The following is a 16,194-nucleotide window of genomic DNA, read 5'->3' on the forward strand; positions in this document are numbered from 1 at the left end:
GGCTGAGTCGCACCATGCGATCAACCGGGTCGACGATGGCGGTTTGGTGTGATCCAGTGCGCCACTGGCAGATTGTACAGCAGGCTGAAATCGACCGAGACACAATTTGTTACGGCCATTATGGCCTGATATATGATGCAGCCTAGCTATTTGTTCACTGGCGGCGGGTAGGGCGAAGGGGATGACGACCTCCGTCTTCCTGACCGTCGATGTCGAATTTGCGTGGCGCCATTACGCCGCGGGATATGACGTCGATACGATCTACGCCCGTTCGATCGAGCCGGCAGGAGTGGGGCTGTCCTTTCAACTGGCACAATTGGCCCGCCATGGGCTGAAGGCGTGCTTCTTCGTCGATCCGATGCCGGCGCTGGTCTTCGGCATCGATCCCGTGCGGCGGATGGTGGAGACGATCCTGGCGGCGGGGCAGGAGGTGCAGCTGCACATCCACCCCAATTGGCGCGGGGCCGAAGACAGCGATCGCAAGACCCGTTACGGCCGGTTCCAGCTGCACGAATATGGCGCCGACGAACAGCGCGCCTTGCTCGTCACCGCGACCGAGCTACTGGTCGCGGCCGGCGCGCCGCCGCCGATCGCGTTTCGCGCGGGCAGCTATTCCGCGAACGACGAGACGCTGCGGGCGCTCGCCGATCTGGGCTTCGTCTATGATAGCAGCCACAATGGCGGCGAGGCGCAGGTCAGCCGCATCCGGCTGGCGCCGACGCAGATCGCGCCGGTGATGCGCCAGCTGATCGAGGTGCCGGTGACGGTGATCGAGGAACTGCCGGGGCGGCTGCGCACGTTCCAGCTGTGCGCGCTGTCGCGGCATGAGGCGGCGGCGGCGCTGGATCATGCGGTGGCCCGGGCGCATCAGGCGGTGACGATCGTCAGCCATGGCTTCGAACTCGCCAATCGGGCGGGCACGCATGCCAATGCCGTGCACGTCCGGCGCTTCGATGCGCTGTGCCGGCGGCTGGCCGAGCGCGCGGCGGAGTTGCCGACGCGGCATTTCGCCGACCGGCCCGTATTGGCGCTGGATGCGGACGACCGGCCGCTGGGCCCCGCTTTGTGGCGGCGCCGGGCGCGGCAGGCGGAGCAGGCCTGGTCGAACTGGGTGTCGGAACGGCGCCGGTGAGCGCGATCCCGTTACGCTTTCAGGTGGGTGCGCGGACGCTCGCCACGGTGCGGCGCGATCTGGTGCGCGTGCCGCTGGCGCTGGATGACGTGCTTGCCGGGACGCTGCCGGCGTTGCCGCCGACGCAGGGCGACGGCTATCTGGTGACCTCGCTCCCCGCAGCACTGGCCGATGCGCTTCCCGCAACAGGCCGGATCGTGCGGGAGCGGCAGCGCTACACGCGGTATTACACCGATCTGTCGATCGGGCATGAGGCGTGGCTGGCGAGCCTGTCGGGATCAGCGCGGGCGACGCTGCGGCGCAAGACAAAGAAGGTGGCGGCGGCGGGAATGGCAGTGCGCGCCTATCGCGACGCGGCGGACTTCGATGCCTTCCACCCGATCGCGCGCGGCATTTCAGCGCGCACCTATCAGGAGCGGCTGCTCGATTCGGGCCTGCCCGCTGCGCCCGAGGCGGTCGCACGGCTGCGCGCGCTGGCGGCGGCGGATGGCCTGCGCGCCTGGCTGCTGCTGATCGGCGGAGCGCCGGCGGCCTATCTGTGCTGCACGGTCGAGGGGCACGCGCTGCGCTACGATTATGTCGGCCACGATCCGGCGTTCGGCGATCTGTCGCCGGGCACGGTGCTACAGGCAGCGGCGTTCGAGGATTTGTTCAACGATCGCTTCGCACGCTTCGACTTCACCGAAGGGGAGGGGCAGCACAAGCGGCTGTTCGCGACCGGCGGGGTGGAGTGTGTCGACCTGCTGGTGCTGACGCCGACGCTGGCCAATCGCGCGACGCTGGCGGCGCTGGCGGGGTTCGATGGCGCGGTGGCGGTGGCGAAGCGCGCGATGGGGCATCCGCGGTTGCGGGCTTTGGCGAAGGGCGTGCGGCGGTAGGGCTGTAGCAGCCGCTTTGCATTCACCCCCACCCTTCGGCGCTGCACGTCTCTTCCGTTCCCCGGTGGGAGAGGGAGGGAGCGGAGGGGTGAGGTGAGGGCGGGCACGCAACGCCCACCGGTTGACCCTCGCCGCGCCACGCCCCATCTCGCGGGCATGCAACAATCCACTATCGATCTCGATCGCGCGCTCGGCTTCGCGATCCCCAGCCGCTCGGCGCGCGGCCGTGTCGTGCGGCTCGGGCCGGCGCTCGACAGCGTGCTCGCCGCCCACGCCTATCCTCCCGCGATCGAGGCGCTGCTGGCCGAGGCGCTGACGCTTGCCGCACTGATCGGCTCGACGCTGAAGGACCCGAGCGGCCAGCTGACCATGCAGACGCGCACCGAAAACGGCGTCGTCCGCCTGCTGGTGTGCGACTATCGCGGCGGCGAGGTGCGCGGCTACATCGATTACGACGCGGACAAGTTCGCCGAAATGCCGGAAAAGCCGACGCTGTTCGCGCTGTTCGGCCAGGGCTATCTCGCCATCACCTTCGACCTCGCCACCACCGGCGAACGCTATCAGGGCATCGTGCCGCTGGACGGCGACACGCTGGCGCAGGCCGCGGAAAGCTATTTCGTCCAGTCCGAGCAGATCCCGAGCCTGGTCAGCGTCGGCATCGCGCGCGACGGCGACGGCCATACGATCGCCGGCGGCCTGTTCCTCCAGCATCTGCCCGAGGGCGAGGTGGGGCGTGAGCGGCTGCACACGCGGCTCGACCATCCCGAATGGGAGCATGTCGAGGCGTTGGGCCGCACGATGGGCGTCGACGAACTCGCCGACCCGGCACTGCCGCTGGAAACGCTGATCTGGCGCCTGTTCAATGAGGAAGAGGAGGTGCGCGCGCTCGCCTCGACGCCGCTGTCGCGCGGCTGCCGTTGTACCGGCGAGTATATCGCGAGCGTACTGGCCAAATTTACGCCCGAGGAACGGCGCGAGATGGCGGACGAAAACGGGCTGATCCAGGTCGACTGCGCGTTCTGCGCGACCAAATTCCCCATTTCGGCGGAAACGGCCGCGGCGGCGTGACCCGCGGGCCGGCCGGTGGGCCAATCTGCACCGGATGGTAAGGATTTCTCGCTAATACAGGCACGTGGATGCTTCGGCGTCGCACGCTTTTCTCCCTAAAGGGCGCATGCGCCCTCTCCTTTAAGGCCCGCGCCCCCCGTGCGGGCCTTTTCTTTTGGCTGCGATTCGCCTAGCGGGCGGCAGATCATGATGAACCAGAACCAGGCCGCACCGCTGGCCGTCGTGCTCGTCTCCGGCGGGCTCGACTCGATGATCTCCGCCGCCAGCGCACGCGAGCAGGGGTATCGCGTGCTCGCGCTGTCGGTCGACTATAACCAGCGCCACCGCGTCGAATTGGCGGCCGCGCGCCGCGTCGCCAATGTGCTCGGCGCCGAACGCCATATCATCCTGCCGCTCGACCTGTCCGCCTTCGGCGGATCGGCGCTGACCGACGATATCGCCGTACCCAAGGACGGCGTCGGCACCGAGGAGGGGGGCGGCATCCCCGTCACCTATGTACCTGCGCGCAATACGATCTTCCTCAGCCTCGCGCTCGGCTGGGCCGAGGCGGCGGGCGCGCGCGACCTGTTCATCGGCGTCAACGCACTCGACTATTCGGGCTATCCCGATTGCCGGCCGGAGTTCATCGCGGCGTTCGAAGGCTTGGCGGAGATCGCCACCAAGGCCGGCGTCGAGGGCCAGCGCTTCAAGATCCACGCGCCGCTCCAGCATATGACCAAGGCCGATATCGTCCGCGAAGGCCAGCGGCTGGGCGTCGACATGGGGCTGAGCTGGTCGTGCTACGATCCTGCCCCCGGCGGCGTGCATTGCGGCACCTGCGACAGCTGCCGCCTGCGCTCCAAGGGGTTCGAGGACGCCGGGATTCCCGATCCCACGGTTTACGCCGTCCGGGTGTGATGCGATGAGCTATGCGGTCAAGGAGATGTTCCTCACCCTGCAGGGCGAGGGCGTCAATGCGGGGCGACGCGCGGTGTTCGTCCGCTTCGCCGGCTGCAATCTGTGGAGCGGCCGCGAACAGGACCGCGCCACGGCGGTGTGCCGCTTTTGCGACACCGATTTCGTCGGCACCGATGGCCTTGGCGGCGGCAAGTTCGCGGACGCACGCGCGCTGGCCGCGGCGGTCGCGGGCTTCTGGGGCGCGGGGCAGACGGATCGCTTCGTCGTGCTGACCGGGGGCGAGCCGATGTTGCAGGTCGACGATGCGTTGGTCGATGCGCTGCATGATGCGGGCTTCCGCATCGCGATCGAGAGCAACGGCACGCTGCCCGTTCACCCCGATATCGACTGGGTGTGCATCAGCCCCAAGGCGGGGAGCGTGGTGGTGCAACGATCGGGCGACGAACTGAAGCTCGTCTGGCCGCAGGCGGGCACGGACATCGACGCAATCGAAAGCTGGGACTTTGCGCATCGATTGCTCCAGCCGATGGACGACGCCGCCGGTCAGGCGAATGTCGACGCCGCGATCGCGCTGGTCATGGAACGCCCGCACTGGCGATTGTCGCTCCAGACGCACAAGCTGCTGGGGTTGCGATAGGGGCGGGGCGCGCCCTCGCTGGTCCATAACCGTCATTCCCGCAAAGGCGGGAATCCAGACGCGCAGGTTTTCGAAAAAACCGCAGGGCTAGCGTGTCTGGATCCCCGCCTGCGCGGGGATGACGGTCGGACGGATGGGGCGGCGGCGAAGAACACTGACGTCCTGCCATACCGGCAATTCGACCCGGGACTGCGCCCGGGTGACGGAACGGGCGGGGCGGACCGCGCCCGATTCCCTTAACGCTGCGCCGTCTCGGTGCCCTTTGCGGTGGCTGCGACCGTGGTCGGGGCGGCGGGCGGCCAGGCGAAGGCGCCGCACTTCTTGGTCACCCATTCGCCCTTCTTGTTCCAGCAGATCGGGTCGAACCGCGGCTTGGAGGCGTAATCGCGGCCCAGGTAGCGCTGGAAATGCTGTTCGCCATAGGGGGTCAGGCTGTTGCGCAATTCGCGGATACGCGACAGCGCCAGCGGGCCGAAGCCACCGCGCGGCGCGAAGACGGCGTCGCGGCCGATCTCGCTGGCGGTCTGGCAGAAGTTGAGCTGTGCGGAGACGGTGGCGAAATTCGAATAGGTGCGCGTGCCGAACTGGTCGAGCGCGTTCTGTCCGTCGCGCGGGGTCTTCGACGTGCGGGTGAAATATTTCGTCAGCGTCTGCCAGACGCCGGCGAGCTCGTCCTTATGGTCGAGCAGCACCGCATTGTAGTTTTCGCGCGTCAGCAGCGTCGGTTCGAACTGGCATTGCAGCGCCGCGACGTTGAGCGCCGCGCGCAGGTTCCACGCCATCGCCGCCCGCAGCTCCACCGGGGTGGCGCCGGGCAGAACCTGGCCCAGATTGGCCTCCGTTCCCGTCACTTCCTCGCCGTGATAATCGTGCGATCGCAGGAAGAACTGCGCCGACGCGGGCGCCGCCGCCACTAGGCTGGTCGCCGCGCATCCCAGCGCGAGCACCATCCGCAACTTACTCATCTGAACCCATCCTCGCCGAAGCAATATCGGGCAATTCTAGATGGTTTTGGCGGGCGACCCAATCCCTGATTAAGCATGTTCCGCCAAATTTCGTCGCGAATACGCCAAAGCGTTGCCCCGTTCCGCCATGGGTCTGTGCCAAAGCTGTTGCCGGGCGCGCCGATACGAAAACGGCCGCCCGGTTGCCCGGACGGCCGTTTCGCAAATGAAATAACCCGAAGCGGGAAATTACATCGCGTTCGTGGTCGTGGTGGTGTTCGACGTCATCATGGTGTCGTTCGCCATCATGGTGTCGTTGGCCATCATGCCACCGTTCGACGCGCCGTCGACGGCGGTCATGTTGTCGCTCATGGTGCCCATGTCGTCGGTCGAGTTCATGTCGGTGACCATGGTGTTCTCGGTGGTCGTCTCGGTCTTCGGGCCGCAGGCCGACACGGCGAGAGCGGCGCCGGCGATCAGCGAGCCGGTCAGGATCTTGGAGATGGTTGCACGCATTGGAAGCTCCCTAGAATAGGATTTGGACGGCTTGCTGGCCCTTTAATTCCCAAATCACGGTAGACATTAATCGCATAACGGCCCGCCCTCAAGCCTCGTTTTCTCCCCGGGGGGATGCGGGGCAGGCGAGGGAGGACAGGAAGGCCGGGGCGGTCAACGCGAGGGCGGCGTCAAAGGTTGCGAGATCGGCGTTGCGTTCCAGCGCCTTGAGGCTGGTGACGGGGAATTCCGGCAGGCCGCACGGCACGATCCCCCCAAAATGGGACAGGTCGGGCGCGACATTTACCGCGAGGCCATGAAGCGTGATCCAGCGGCGCACGCGCACGCCGATCGCTCCGATCTTCGCTTCCGGCCCCTTGTCCCCGTTCGGCGCATCGCGAGTCCAGATGCCGACACGCCCCTCGACGCGAAAGGCCGATACGCCGAGCTCTGCGAGCGCCGCGATCACCCAGCCTTCGACGCCATGGACGAAGCAGCGCACGTCCTTTCCGCGCTGGCCGAGATCGAGCACCATATAGACGATGCGCTGCCCCGGCCCGTGATAGGTATATTTGCCGCCCCGGCCCGTCGCGACGACGGGAAAGCGCGCATCGATCAGGTCGCCGGGCGCGGCGCTGGTGCCGGCGGTGTAGACCGGCGGGTGTTCAAGCAGCCAGATCAGCTCTCGCGCCTCGCCCGCCAGGACGGCGGCGGCGCGCGCCTCCATCTCGGCCAGTGCCACGTCATAGGGGGTGAGGCCGGGCGACACGCGCCATTCGATGCGGCCCCCGTCTATGGCGTTGGAATGCATCGTGCCGACGTCGATCTCGCTCATCGTTGCCATGTGTGGCAGCGACGGCACGCTGGCAAGTCGTGCAAGGTTTGTTGCGAGTGGGTCGGTTGCGAGTGGGCCGGTTGCGAGTGGCCAAGCCGCGGACGTTGGGCTAGTCCGTCGCGCGAACCGCGAAGGGGGCGAGCCGATGGTCAAGATGGGTGACGTGTGGGACCGGACCAGCGAGGTGCTGGGCGGGCGTGGCGGCATGCTGGCCGGCATCGCGATCCTGACATTGTTCGTGCCAGGCGTGATCAATGCAGCCTATACCTCCTATGCGCCGGCCGGCGGTCTGCGATCGGCGATCGTCGTGTTGCTGCTGATCGCGGTGACGATCGCGTCGATCTGGGGGCAGCTGGCGATCATCGCCGCCGCCACCGATCCGGCGACGACGCGCCCCGTGGCGCAGCGGCAGGCGACCGAGCGGCTGCTGCCCGCACTGGGCGTGATGCTGGTGCTCGGTGTCGTCCTGACGATCGTCTTCCTGCCGGCCGGGGTGTTGCTGGCGATGTCGGGACTGGATTTCGCCGCGATGGCGAACGGCACGCCGCCCGCCAGCCCCAAGGCGCCGGGGCCGCTGCTGGCCGCCAGCCTGTATATCCTCGTCGCCTTTATCGCGCTGCTGTTCGTCGGCGCGCGGTTGCTGCCGCTCTATGCGGTGGTGCTGCGCGAACGGCTGGGCCTGGGCGCGATCGGCCGCGCGTGGCGGTTGACGCGGCGGCATACGTGGCGGCTGGTCGGCGCGGTGCTGCTGTTCATGGTCGTCGTGATGATCGCGAGCTGGGCGGCACAGGCGGTCGCGGGGCTCGTCACCGCGCTGGTGCTGGGCGGCGATGCCGCGGCGACGGTCCGGTTCGTCGGCACGGTGGCGGCACAGGCGGCGTCGACTGCGCTGACGCTGGTGGCGATCGTCTTTTCAGGCCAGGCCTATGTTGCGTTCGTCGCGCGCGACGCGATGCTGCGGGCGCGGGCCGCCGCGTGAGGATCACGCTTGCCGCCTTGCTGAGCGATGCCTGGGCGCTGTTCCGGCGTGAGGCCGACGTGCTGGTGCGCGCCGCCGGCCTGTTCCTGTTCGTGCCGACCTATGCGCTGTTGCTGCTGGTCGGGCCGCTGCCGTTCCCCGATCCGGATATCGCCGACACGCAGGCGCGCGCGCAGGCGTGGATGGACAAATTGGACGTCTGGGTCGGCAATTACGGGCTGGGATCGGTCGTCGCCTATGCGATCACCTATTTCGGTACCGCGCTGCTCTATTGCCTGCTGCTCGATCGCGCCCGGCCGACGGTGGGCGAGGCGCTGAAGCGGACCGCGGTGATGTTTCCACGCTACCTGCTGGCGATGGTGGTCGTGTCGATCCCGTCGGGGGCGGGCATGTATCTGCTGCTGCTACCCGGCCTGTGGCTGATGAGCCGGTTCATGCTGGCCGGCCCGATCCTGTTCGCCGAAGCGCCGGTGGGGGCGATGGCGGCGGTCGGCCGATCGTGGCGGCTGACGCGCAAGGCGCAATTCTCGCTGCTCGGCGCGATCGTCACCGTCTATCTGGGCGCGATCCTGGCGGGCCAGCCGTTCATGCTGGTCGCACGCTGGCTCGGCGGGACGGCGGCGGAGGGCGGCGGGGCCAATCCGTTGGCCGTCGCGATCGTCCATGCGTTGGCGGCGGGCGTGGCGACGCTGGCGCAGATCGCCGGCGTGTTGATCGCGGTGGCGGCGTATCGGCGGGTGTCGGTGGCGGAGTAGCCGCTTCCGGGGGCTGCCCCATCCACGTTGAATCAAACGTCATCCCGGCGGCCGGGATCCGCTGCTTAGGGAGCGCGCCATGAGTCGAGAAAGACCCCGGCCTGCGCTCGGGTGACGTTTTTCGGATGGGGGCGGCGTCTGCCACCCCCTTCGCCCATCACGCCGCGGTGAACACCCCGCACGCGATGCGACCGCCGCTGTTGCCCGACGGATCGGTCATCAGATCGTCCGGGCCGGCGTGGACGACGATCGCGGCGCCGTCGGCATCCAGCATCTGCGCCATCGTCGCGCCCGGCACCGTCATGCCGATCGTGCCGCGGCCGGCGCTGTCGACGATCAGATTGGGCAGGTCGCCTTCGTGCGGGCCCTGCGGGTTCATGCTGCCGTGCTTCATCGCGGTGGGGTTCCAATGGCCCCCCGCCGTGGTGAAGTCAGGCGCGTCGCAGCGGCCGACCGTGTGGATATGCGCACCATGCGTGCCGGCGGGCAGGCCCTTCACGTCGAGCGTATAGCGGATGCCGCCCGCCACTTCGGTCGCGGTCGCGCGACCGGCATCGGCGCCGGTGGCGGTCTTCAGCATCGCGACGGCGCGCGCGCCGCCCGCCACCGGGCTGCCCACCGCCACCTCGTCCTTGGGGGCACAGGCGGCCAGCGCCGCCGTGGACAGGCCGAGGATCAGCATCGCGCGCATCGGAATTCTCCCTGAAAGTTGTCCGGTTCTTACCCGGCCGAACCCGGCAGCGACAGTGCCGGTTCCGCCGCCGTCACCAGCGGCCAGCGCGCGACGGGTTCATAACTCGCGCCGCCATGGCCCAGGTGGCTCTGGTACAATATGATATGCGGGCAGACGAAGTCGGCGCTGGTCAGGCCCGCATGCACCGCCAGCCAGCCCTCGATCTCGGGCGACATGCCGGCACTGCGCGGCAGCCGGGCGAGCGTGATATGCGGCAGATAGGCCCGGCGTTCGGGCGCCAGCCCGGCGCGCACGCACGCCTGATCGACCTTGCGCGCCAGGTGGCGCAGCGCGTCGTGCGGGGCGAGGCCGGCCCATAGAGTATCGGTGCGACCCTTGTGCTCGAACCGCCCGACGCCGGCGATCCGCACCACGGGCGCGGGCGCGTGGATGCTGCCGAGCGCCGCCGCGACGTCTTCCGCCTGCGGTCGGTCGACCTCGCCGAGGAAGCGAAGCGTGCAGTGCAACTGTTCGTCGTCCTGCCAGCGCGCATGCGCCAGGCCGCCCATTGCAGCAATCAGTGACTCACGGATGGCGCGGGGCGGGCGGAGCGCGACGAAGAGACGCAACATGATGAACGAAAAGCCCTTTGTAATGTTCTGTTGCCATCCGGCGCGATCATAACCGGTTTCGCTTGAAATGGGACGGGTCGGGGCCGATATTTCGGACAGCCGGCAGTGTCGCCGGCAAAGGAGTTTTGGATACCATGGCCAACTGGTCCGACCCCCGGCAGAGCGCCGCGCCGTTCGGGGCTTCACGCGCCGATGCCGCGCGCAGCGGCGCCTATGACGCGGGTCTGCGCTCGTACATGCTGTCGGTGTACAATTACATGGCATCGGGCGTGCTGCTGACCGGCATCGTCGCCCTGCTGTTCGCCACCAGCGGCGCGGTGAACGCGCTGGTCGGCCCGACCGGCCGTACCAACGGCCTGGGCTTCATCGTCGCCTTCTCGCCGCTCGCCATCGTGTTCGCGATGAGCTTCGGCCAGGGCCGTATGAAGACGCAGACGCTGCAGCTGCTCTTCTGGGCGTTTGCGGTGCTGATGGGCATGTCGCTCTCGACGATCTTCCTCGTCTATAGCGGCACCTCGATCGCAGGGGCGTTCTTCGCGACTGCGGCGGGCTTCGCGGGCCTCAGCCTCTACGGCTACACCACGAAGCGCGACCTGTCGGCGTTCGGCACGTTCCTGATCGTCGGCCTCGTCGGCCTGATCGTCGCCAGCCTGATCAACCTGTTCCTGCAGTCGGGCATCATGAGCCTCGTCATCAGCGCGGTCGGCGTGCTGATCTTCGCCGGCCTGACCGCCTATGACACGCAGCGTACCAAGAGCCTGTATTTCCAGGTCGCGGGTACGGACATGGTCGGCAAGGCGGTTATCATGTCGGCGCTGTCGCTGTACCTCGACTTCATCAACATGTTCCTCTTCGTCCTCCGCCTGTTCGGTTCGCAGCGCAACTGATCTACGGTCCGGCGTAACGGATACGAGCCCGGTGGCGCTGCCGCCGGGCTTTTCTTTTGGGTGAAGGACGCCAAGCCATGCGGCTCAATATCGCCGTCGATCTCGATTATGCGATCATCGGCCCGCCGACCGACGTGCTGTTGCAGATCGAGGCGGCGGCAACGCCCGACCAGCGCATCGTCGACGAACGGCTGACGATCTGGAGCGACCATCCGATCGCCGCGGTGGCGGGCGAGGATGGCGTCGGACAGCGCTGCTGGATCCGCGCCGAACACTGGCTGAAGGCGGAGTATCGCGCAACGGTGGACGTAGAGCGGGCGCCTGTCGACCTCGCGCCGCTACGCGCAACACCGGTGCGCGCGCTTGCCGGCGCGCTCGTCCCCTATCTGCTGCCCAGTCGCTATTGCCAGTCGGACCGGCTGGAGGGCTTCGTCCGCCGCCGCTTCGCCGGGCTGGAGGGTGGCGCGCTCGCTGCCGCGCTCGCCGCTTGGGTGCAGGCTGAGCTGGAATATCGCAGCAACACCAGCAGCGGCGAAACGACCGCGCTCGATACCTTCGCCAGCCGGTCGGGCGTGTGCCGCGATTATGCGCATCTGCTCGTCGCGCTGGCGCGCGCGGGAGAGATTCCGGCGCGCTGCGTCGCAGCCTATGCGCCAGGCGTCGATCCGCCCGATTTCCATGCGGTCGCGGAACTGTGGCTGGACGGCGCGTGGCGGCTGGTCGATGCGACCGGCATGGCGACGGCGGACACGATCGCGCGCGTGTGCGCAGGGCGCGACGCCACCGACATCGCCTTCATGACCGTGTTCGGCACCGCGCAATTCGTCGCGCAGACCGTGCGCGTGACGCAGGCCTGACCGCCCACCGGCTAGGAACGGAAACGATCGGGCAATCGTTCTTCCCCCGTACTCACAGGAGGATGGGATGACGAACGGGATCGATGAGCGCGCGCTCGACAGCCTGTCGGTGGCGCCAGACGGCGAACAGGCGAGCAACCAGGAACGCAATCCGCGGCAGGACGCGGGTCAGGACGAGGCGATCAACGCGCGTCTGGAAGAGAATCCGGAAGACAAGGACGCACGGCTCGACGCCGGGCTGGACCAGTCGATGGATGCGAGCGACCCGCTGTCGTCGACGCAGCCGGTCCACAGCCAGGACCCGGCGCCCTCGTCAGGCTATGACGAAGACGCGGAGCGCGCGCGGCAGAAGTGACACTGGTGGTTTGATCCAGAAGCGGCGGTCCCGAAAGGGGCCGCCGTTTTTGTTTGGCGTGACGCTCGCCCCACCCCCCCCGTCACCCCGGACTCGTTCCGGGGTCCACTCCGCGGCGAGGGGGGGCTGGTGCCTCTTGCCGCCCCCGTGCGGCCCGGTGGACCCCGGAACAAGTCCGGGGTGACGGTTGGAGTTAAGGCCACGTCGCGCACGATCGTTGCGCACACGCGAAACAAACCCGCTTTTGCGACGAGCCGAACTCCACCCATCGCAAAGCATGTTGCGATGCAGCGCGTTTCATGATGCTTTTATGATCGCGTCTACCCTCGCCATTCATCGGGTTGTTAACCAACTTATGGCAAGGTCGGGCGATTGGTAAGGCATGGGGCGGGGTAGACGGATCATGGGTGCCAAGAGAGCCGAAGGCGCGATGACGCTGGCTGAAATGAAGGAGTTCGCGAGCTTTCCAGCCGCGACGCAGCGCTACATCCGGCGCAGCCTCGATATCGGGCTGGATCGCGACGATGCCATGGCACGCTGGTCGCGCGACGTGGTGGAGGCGGCGAGCATCCGCGCGCAGGCGCGGCTGTACCGCGGCCTGCCGGCGCTGCGCCAGATGGTGCCCGACGATGCCGATCTTGCGCTCGTCGAACCGTTCCTCGCGCCGCTGGTGACGCTGGCCGGATTCGACCTGGGGCAGGGGCGGCTGACCAGCTTCTCGGCGTTCCGCTTCCTCTACGAACGGCTGATCGGCGCCGAAGCGCGGCCGTGGCTGCCCAGCGCCTTTTGCGCGGCGGCGGCACTGCCGCACCTGCATCCCGAATTGCGGCGCAAGCTGCTCCAGTCGATCAGCGAGGCGGCGGCGACCGCATCGGGCTGGTCGAACCGGCAGCCGGCCTTCTTCCCGCATTGGGTGGAAAAGGTCGACAACGGCTCCGCGGCACTGCCGCACTGAGCGGGCCGACAACCGTCATCCCGGCATAGGCGGGGGTGACGGCGTCGCGATGCAATGAATCCTAACAGCGCTCAGCGGCAGGCGCGCCAGCCCATCGTGCCGCGATCTGCCTGGTCGAGATGCAGATGGTCGCGGTGCGCCGCATTATAGTCAGGCGACAGCGTCGTCGCGAACAGTTTGCACGCCCCGTCGCGTACGTCGCGCAGAAAGGCGGCCTTGTCGCCCGATTCCGTCCAATCGCCAACGACGGTGATCCGCCGGCCGTCGGCGAGCCGGAAGCCCGCGATATCGACCGCATCGGCAGTGGCATGTTCGCTCCACGTGCCCGCATCGCGCCCATAGATGCGGCGGCAGGAATAGCTGCCGAAATGGTCGATCCCGACGACCCGGCTGCCGAAATGCCGCTGCGCCGCGGGCTGCACCACCTGCCATTCCCACACCGACAATGCCGCCGCGACCGGGCAGGCGATACCCAGGCTCGCCGGGCGAAACCCGATCTGCCGCGCGCCACCCGCGGTAAAGCGCACGCCATCGGCATAGCCGCATTGCGCGCCGTCGCGCCGCGGCGGTAGCGCGGTGTAGCGCACGCCCGCCGCATCTAGCTTGGCCCGGCACTGCGGGAAATCGCGCCCCAGCGCGGCCAGCTTCGCGCCTGTGAACATCCCGATCGGCGCACCCAGGTCGAGCGGCGTCCACGGCAGATCCTGCGGCCGGCCCCGCGCCATGCCCCATAGCAACAGCGCCACCGTGCCGATCACCGCAAGGGCGGCTATCCAGCCGATCGCGCGGCGGAGGGCACGCTGTGCGCTCACCCGCGCTGCACCGCCTCGATCGGCTCCGCGGTGACGGGATAGCCGCTATCCTCGGGCAGGCAGAGGTGCGGCACGCCGTCGCGCACCTCTATGTGCGGCGTGATCGTTCGCACCGGATATGCGCGGGCATCCGCCACGGCGGCATCGAAGCTGTCGAACTGTGCCAGACGTTCGAGGTTGCGGCGCGTCGGGAAGATGATCGCGGCATCGCCCCTGTCCGCCGCCGCCAGCATGTCCGCCGCGGTCGTCCAGAGCAGTCGCACCGTTTCGATGGCGTCCACCGTGGGCGCGGCATCGTCCGGCGCGCGGGCGAGGAAGAAGAGCGTGTCGAAAATGCGGATGCCGGGATGGTCGGGCAGCCAGCGTGCGAACGGCACCAGCGCCTCGAGGTTCAGCGTCAGGCCCGCCGCATGCAATATGTCCGCAAACGCCTCGCCCGCGTGGAGGCTCGCGCGCATCGCCGCGAGCCGTTCGGCCGATGGCGCTGGCGTGACGCCCACCGCGACGCCCGCCTCCTCGATCGTCTCGCGGATCGCGGCGATCCGTGCCGCGGCATCCGCGCCCCCGCCGATCAGCGTCGCAAGCGCATGGTCGCCCGGGTCGATCCGCCCGCCCGGAAACACCATCGCGCCGCCGGCAAAGGCCATCGCCCGCGCGCGTTCGGTCATCAGTACTTCGGGCGGCGCCTCCGCCCGTTCGCGGAACAGGACCAGGGTCGCGGCAGGAATGGGAGTGTCGGCCATCGCGCATCCTAACGCGTCATGCGTGCGATGGGAGCCGGCGATCGTGGGAAAGCGAGAAACGGGGTGGTGGTGGAGCTGAGGGGAATCGAACCCCTGACCTCTGCAGTGCGATTGCAGCGCTCTCCCATCTGAGCTACAGCCCCGCACCCCGGGCCCGGGTCGCGCCCGGGAGCGCTGCCCTTAGCCGCCCCGTTCGGGCGATGCAACAACGGCGATACGTGTCCCCACAAAAATTCGGTCGTTCCGGTCTGCGGCAGTCCGTTTGCCCCGCGCGACGCAAAGTCGTTGCGCAGGTTTAATGACAGGAACGAAGCCCTCTCTTGATGCTTGTTAGGTCCGGAGCAGGCGCACGCGATACGACGTGCCCACCCCGCAGGATGTTTGCTTTCAAGGAGACGATCATGGGCTACGAACGCTATCCCGGCGCCAGTTTTTCCGGTGGTGACGATTACACCCGGGACTATGGCTCAGGCCGCGACTACACCTATTCGAGCGCACGCGATTACGAATCTGCGGGTATGATGGGCAACCGCGATCGCCAATCCAACGACGATCGTCCCTATGGCGGCCGCGACTATGGTAACCAGCGCTATGGCCAGCGCGATCAGCAGTCGCGCTACGAAAGCGGCCGCAGCGGTGGCGGCTATGGCATGCAGAACGACCGCTATGGCGAACGCAGCCGCTATGGCGCGGATGCGAACCGCGGTTATTCCAGCGAATATCACGGCAGCTACGGGTCGGGTGGTCGCCGCTTCGAAGACTTCGGTTCTTCAAAGCATGCTGACGACGACAATTATCGCGACCGGTATAGCCGCGACTATCGTGGCGACCGCGGCGATCGTGGTCAGCAGGCCTATGGCCGCTCGCAGCAGCAGGGCTATGGCCGTCAGCCGCAGGGCTATGACTATGAAGAGCGTGGCTTCTTCGCGCGCGCCGGGGACGAGGTCCGCTCGTGGTTCGGTGACGAGGAAGCAGAGCGTCGCCGCGAATATGATTCGCGCATGGACGAGCGCGCCTATGGCGCGCAGGACGATGATTACCACAGCTGGCGCCGTGGGCAGATCGACGCCTTGGACCGCGACTATCACGAATATCGCCAGGAAAACCGTACCAAGTTCAGCAATGAATTCAGCGCGTGGCGCACCGGCCGTCAGGGCCAGCGCGACCTACTGAACAAGGTCGATGAGCATATGGACGTCGTCGGTTCCGACGGCGAACATGTCGGCACCGTCGACAAGGTACGCGGCGATCGCATCATCCTCACCAAGAACGATCCCGCGGCCGGTGGTCATCACCATTCGATCCCGTCGAGCTGGCTCGAGTCGGTCGATGGCAAGGTGACCCTGCGCAAGACCGCCAGCGAGGCGAAGGCCGCGTGGCGCGACGAAGAGCGCAACGGCGCGATGTTCGGTGACGATCGCGACCAGAACCGCACGACCAATCAGTATGGCGGCCAGTCGGCTGGCACGACCGGCACCGCGACGTCCAGCGCAACGACCACCGGCACGACGGGAACGAGCGGTTCCGCCGACGCCGATGGCAAGACGCTCAACCGGAGCTTCTCGGGCACCTATTGATCCCGAGCGGTAACGACGGAAAAGGCCCGGGAGCGATCCCGGGCCTTTTTGCGTTGCATATTGCAACTTGTTGCGCCAGATCA

Annotated in this window: 19 protein-coding genes and 1 tRNA gene; 12 read left to right on the forward strand and 8 right to left on the reverse strand. The window is 67.7% G+C overall.

Annotation, left to right across the window (positions count from 1 at the left end; translation table 11 throughout):
- The first annotated feature begins 181 nt into the window (after positions 1-181).
- From ACGVWT_RS13565 to queE, 5 genes are all read left to right on the forward strand, one after another.
- Positions 182-1,132, forward strand: coding sequence for a polysaccharide deacetylase (locus ACGVWT_RS13565; protein WP_315460621.1), 951 nt, complete (start codon positions 182-184; stop codon positions 1,130-1,132).
- Entirely contained in the window at positions 1,129-2,010 is an 882-nt protein-coding gene (locus tag ACGVWT_RS13570) for a GNAT family N-acetyltransferase (RefSeq protein WP_315460620.1), read from the forward strand. Before ACGVWT_RS13565 ends, ACGVWT_RS13570 begins: the two co-directional genes overlap by 4 nt.
- A gap of 156 nt (positions 2,011-2,166) precedes the next feature.
- Complete coding sequence (locus ACGVWT_RS13575; RefSeq protein WP_315460619.1) at positions 2,167-3,078, forward strand: Hsp33 family molecular chaperone HslO; 912 nt, start codon at positions 2,167-2,169, stop codon at positions 3,076-3,078.
- A 186-nt stretch (positions 3,079-3,264) separates the two neighbouring features.
- Positions 3,265-3,975 (forward strand): 7-cyano-7-deazaguanine synthase QueC, encoded by a 711-nt coding sequence (gene queC, locus ACGVWT_RS13580; RefSeq protein ID WP_244056584.1) that lies wholly within the window; start codon positions 3,265-3,267, stop codon positions 3,973-3,975.
- Positions 3,976-3,979: 4 nt separating this feature from the next.
- Complete coding sequence (gene queE / locus ACGVWT_RS13585) at positions 3,980-4,612, forward strand: 7-carboxy-7-deazaguanine synthase (protein WP_315460618.1); 633 nt, start codon at positions 3,980-3,982, stop codon at positions 4,610-4,612.
- Between the two features lie 236 nt (positions 4,613-4,848).
- On the opposite strand, the gene ACGVWT_RS13590 is transcribed toward queE, so the two are convergent.
- The 3 genes from ACGVWT_RS13590 to lipB all read right to left on the reverse strand — a co-directional run bounded on the left by ACGVWT_RS13590 (position 4,849) and on the right by lipB (position 6,886).
- Positions 4,849-5,577, reverse strand: coding sequence for a hypothetical protein (locus ACGVWT_RS13590; RefSeq protein WP_243402823.1), 729 nt, complete (start codon positions 5,575-5,577; stop codon positions 4,849-4,851).
- A 228-nt stretch (positions 5,578-5,805) separates the two neighbouring features.
- Positions 5,806-6,072: a hypothetical protein gene (locus ACGVWT_RS13595; RefSeq protein ID WP_017979986.1), complete on the reverse strand. Its 267-nt coding sequence runs from the start codon at positions 6,070-6,072 to the stop codon at positions 5,806-5,808.
- 88 nt (positions 6,073-6,160) lie between these two features.
- On the reverse strand, positions 6,161-6,886 hold the full coding sequence (gene lipB / locus ACGVWT_RS13600) for a lipoyl(octanoyl) transferase LipB (RefSeq protein WP_243402824.1): 726 nt from the start codon (positions 6,884-6,886) through the stop codon (positions 6,161-6,163).
- A gap of 145 nt (positions 6,887-7,031) precedes the next feature.
- Between lipB and ACGVWT_RS13605 the strand changes: the two genes are divergently transcribed.
- Positions 7,032-7,865 (forward strand): hypothetical protein, encoded by an 834-nt coding sequence (locus tag ACGVWT_RS13605; RefSeq protein WP_315460617.1) that lies wholly within the window; start codon positions 7,032-7,034, stop codon positions 7,863-7,865.
- Entirely contained in the window at positions 7,862-8,620 is a 759-nt protein-coding gene (locus tag ACGVWT_RS13610; protein ID WP_315460616.1) for a hypothetical protein, read from the forward strand. Before ACGVWT_RS13605 ends, ACGVWT_RS13610 begins: the two co-directional genes overlap by 4 nt.
- Positions 8,621-8,777: 157 nt before the next feature.
- Here the strand turns inward: ACGVWT_RS13610 and ACGVWT_RS13615 are convergent, their stop codons facing one another.
- Positions 8,778-9,311 carry a superoxide dismutase family protein gene (locus tag ACGVWT_RS13615; protein WP_043060171.1) on the reverse strand — a complete coding sequence of 178 codons (534 nt, stop codon included), beginning with the start codon at positions 9,309-9,311 and terminating at the stop codon, positions 8,778-8,780.
- Positions 9,312-9,340: 29 nt separating this feature from the next.
- Positions 9,341-9,925 (reverse strand): RNA 2',3'-cyclic phosphodiesterase, encoded by a 585-nt coding sequence (gene thpR, locus ACGVWT_RS13620; RefSeq protein ID WP_315460615.1) that lies wholly within the window; start codon positions 9,923-9,925, stop codon positions 9,341-9,343.
- Positions 9,926-10,059: 134 nt separating this feature from the next.
- Here thpR and ACGVWT_RS13625 point away from each other — a divergent pair, with 134 nt between their 5' ends.
- From ACGVWT_RS13625 to ACGVWT_RS13640, 4 genes are all read left to right on the forward strand, one after another.
- The gene (locus ACGVWT_RS13625) at positions 10,060-10,812 is read left to right on the forward strand and encodes a Bax inhibitor-1/YccA family protein (RefSeq protein WP_116461368.1); all 753 of its coding nucleotides are present in this window, start codon (positions 10,060-10,062) and stop codon (positions 10,810-10,812) included.
- Positions 10,813-10,889: 77 nt separating this feature from the next.
- Positions 10,890-11,669 carry a transglutaminase family protein gene (locus tag ACGVWT_RS13630; RefSeq protein WP_315460614.1) on the forward strand — a complete coding sequence of 260 codons (780 nt, stop codon included), beginning with the start codon at positions 10,890-10,892 and terminating at the stop codon, positions 11,667-11,669.
- A 67-nt stretch (positions 11,670-11,736) separates the two neighbouring features.
- A complete protein-coding gene (locus tag ACGVWT_RS13635; RefSeq protein ID WP_116460564.1) occupies positions 11,737-12,024 on the forward strand; it encodes a hypothetical protein in 288 nt (95 codons plus the stop codon).
- Positions 12,025-12,427: 403 nt separating this feature from the next.
- Positions 12,428-12,979, forward strand: a complete 552-nt coding sequence (locus tag ACGVWT_RS13640; protein ID WP_017979977.1) for a hypothetical protein — start codon at positions 12,428-12,430, stop codon at positions 12,977-12,979.
- A gap of 71 nt (positions 12,980-13,050) precedes the next feature.
- Here ACGVWT_RS13640 and ACGVWT_RS13645 read toward each other — a convergent pair whose 3' ends face one another.
- From ACGVWT_RS13645 to ACGVWT_RS13655, 3 genes are all read right to left on the reverse strand, one after another.
- A complete protein-coding gene (locus ACGVWT_RS13645) occupies positions 13,051-13,791 on the reverse strand; it encodes an extensin family protein (protein WP_315460613.1) in 741 nt (246 codons plus the stop codon).
- Positions 13,788-14,534 carry an NUDIX domain-containing protein gene (locus ACGVWT_RS13650; protein ID WP_315460612.1) on the reverse strand — a complete coding sequence of 249 codons (747 nt, stop codon included), beginning with the start codon at positions 14,532-14,534 and terminating at the stop codon, positions 13,788-13,790. Before ACGVWT_RS13650 ends, ACGVWT_RS13645 begins: the two co-directional genes overlap by 4 nt.
- Before the next feature lie 67 nt (positions 14,535-14,601).
- Positions 14,602-14,677, reverse strand: a tRNA-Ala gene (locus ACGVWT_RS13655).
- A 258-nt stretch (positions 14,678-14,935) separates the two neighbouring features.
- Here ACGVWT_RS13655 and ACGVWT_RS13660 point away from each other — a divergent pair.
- On the forward strand, positions 14,936-16,111 hold the full coding sequence (locus ACGVWT_RS13660) for a DUF2171 domain-containing protein (RefSeq protein ID WP_315460611.1): 1,176 nt from the start codon (positions 14,936-14,938) through the stop codon (positions 16,109-16,111).
- Positions 16,112-16,194: the final 83 nt, after the last annotated feature.

The organism is Sphingomonas sp. S6 (assembly GCF_043498045.1).
Classification (GTDB): Bacteria; Pseudomonadota; Alphaproteobacteria; order Sphingomonadales; family Sphingomonadaceae; genus Sphingomonas.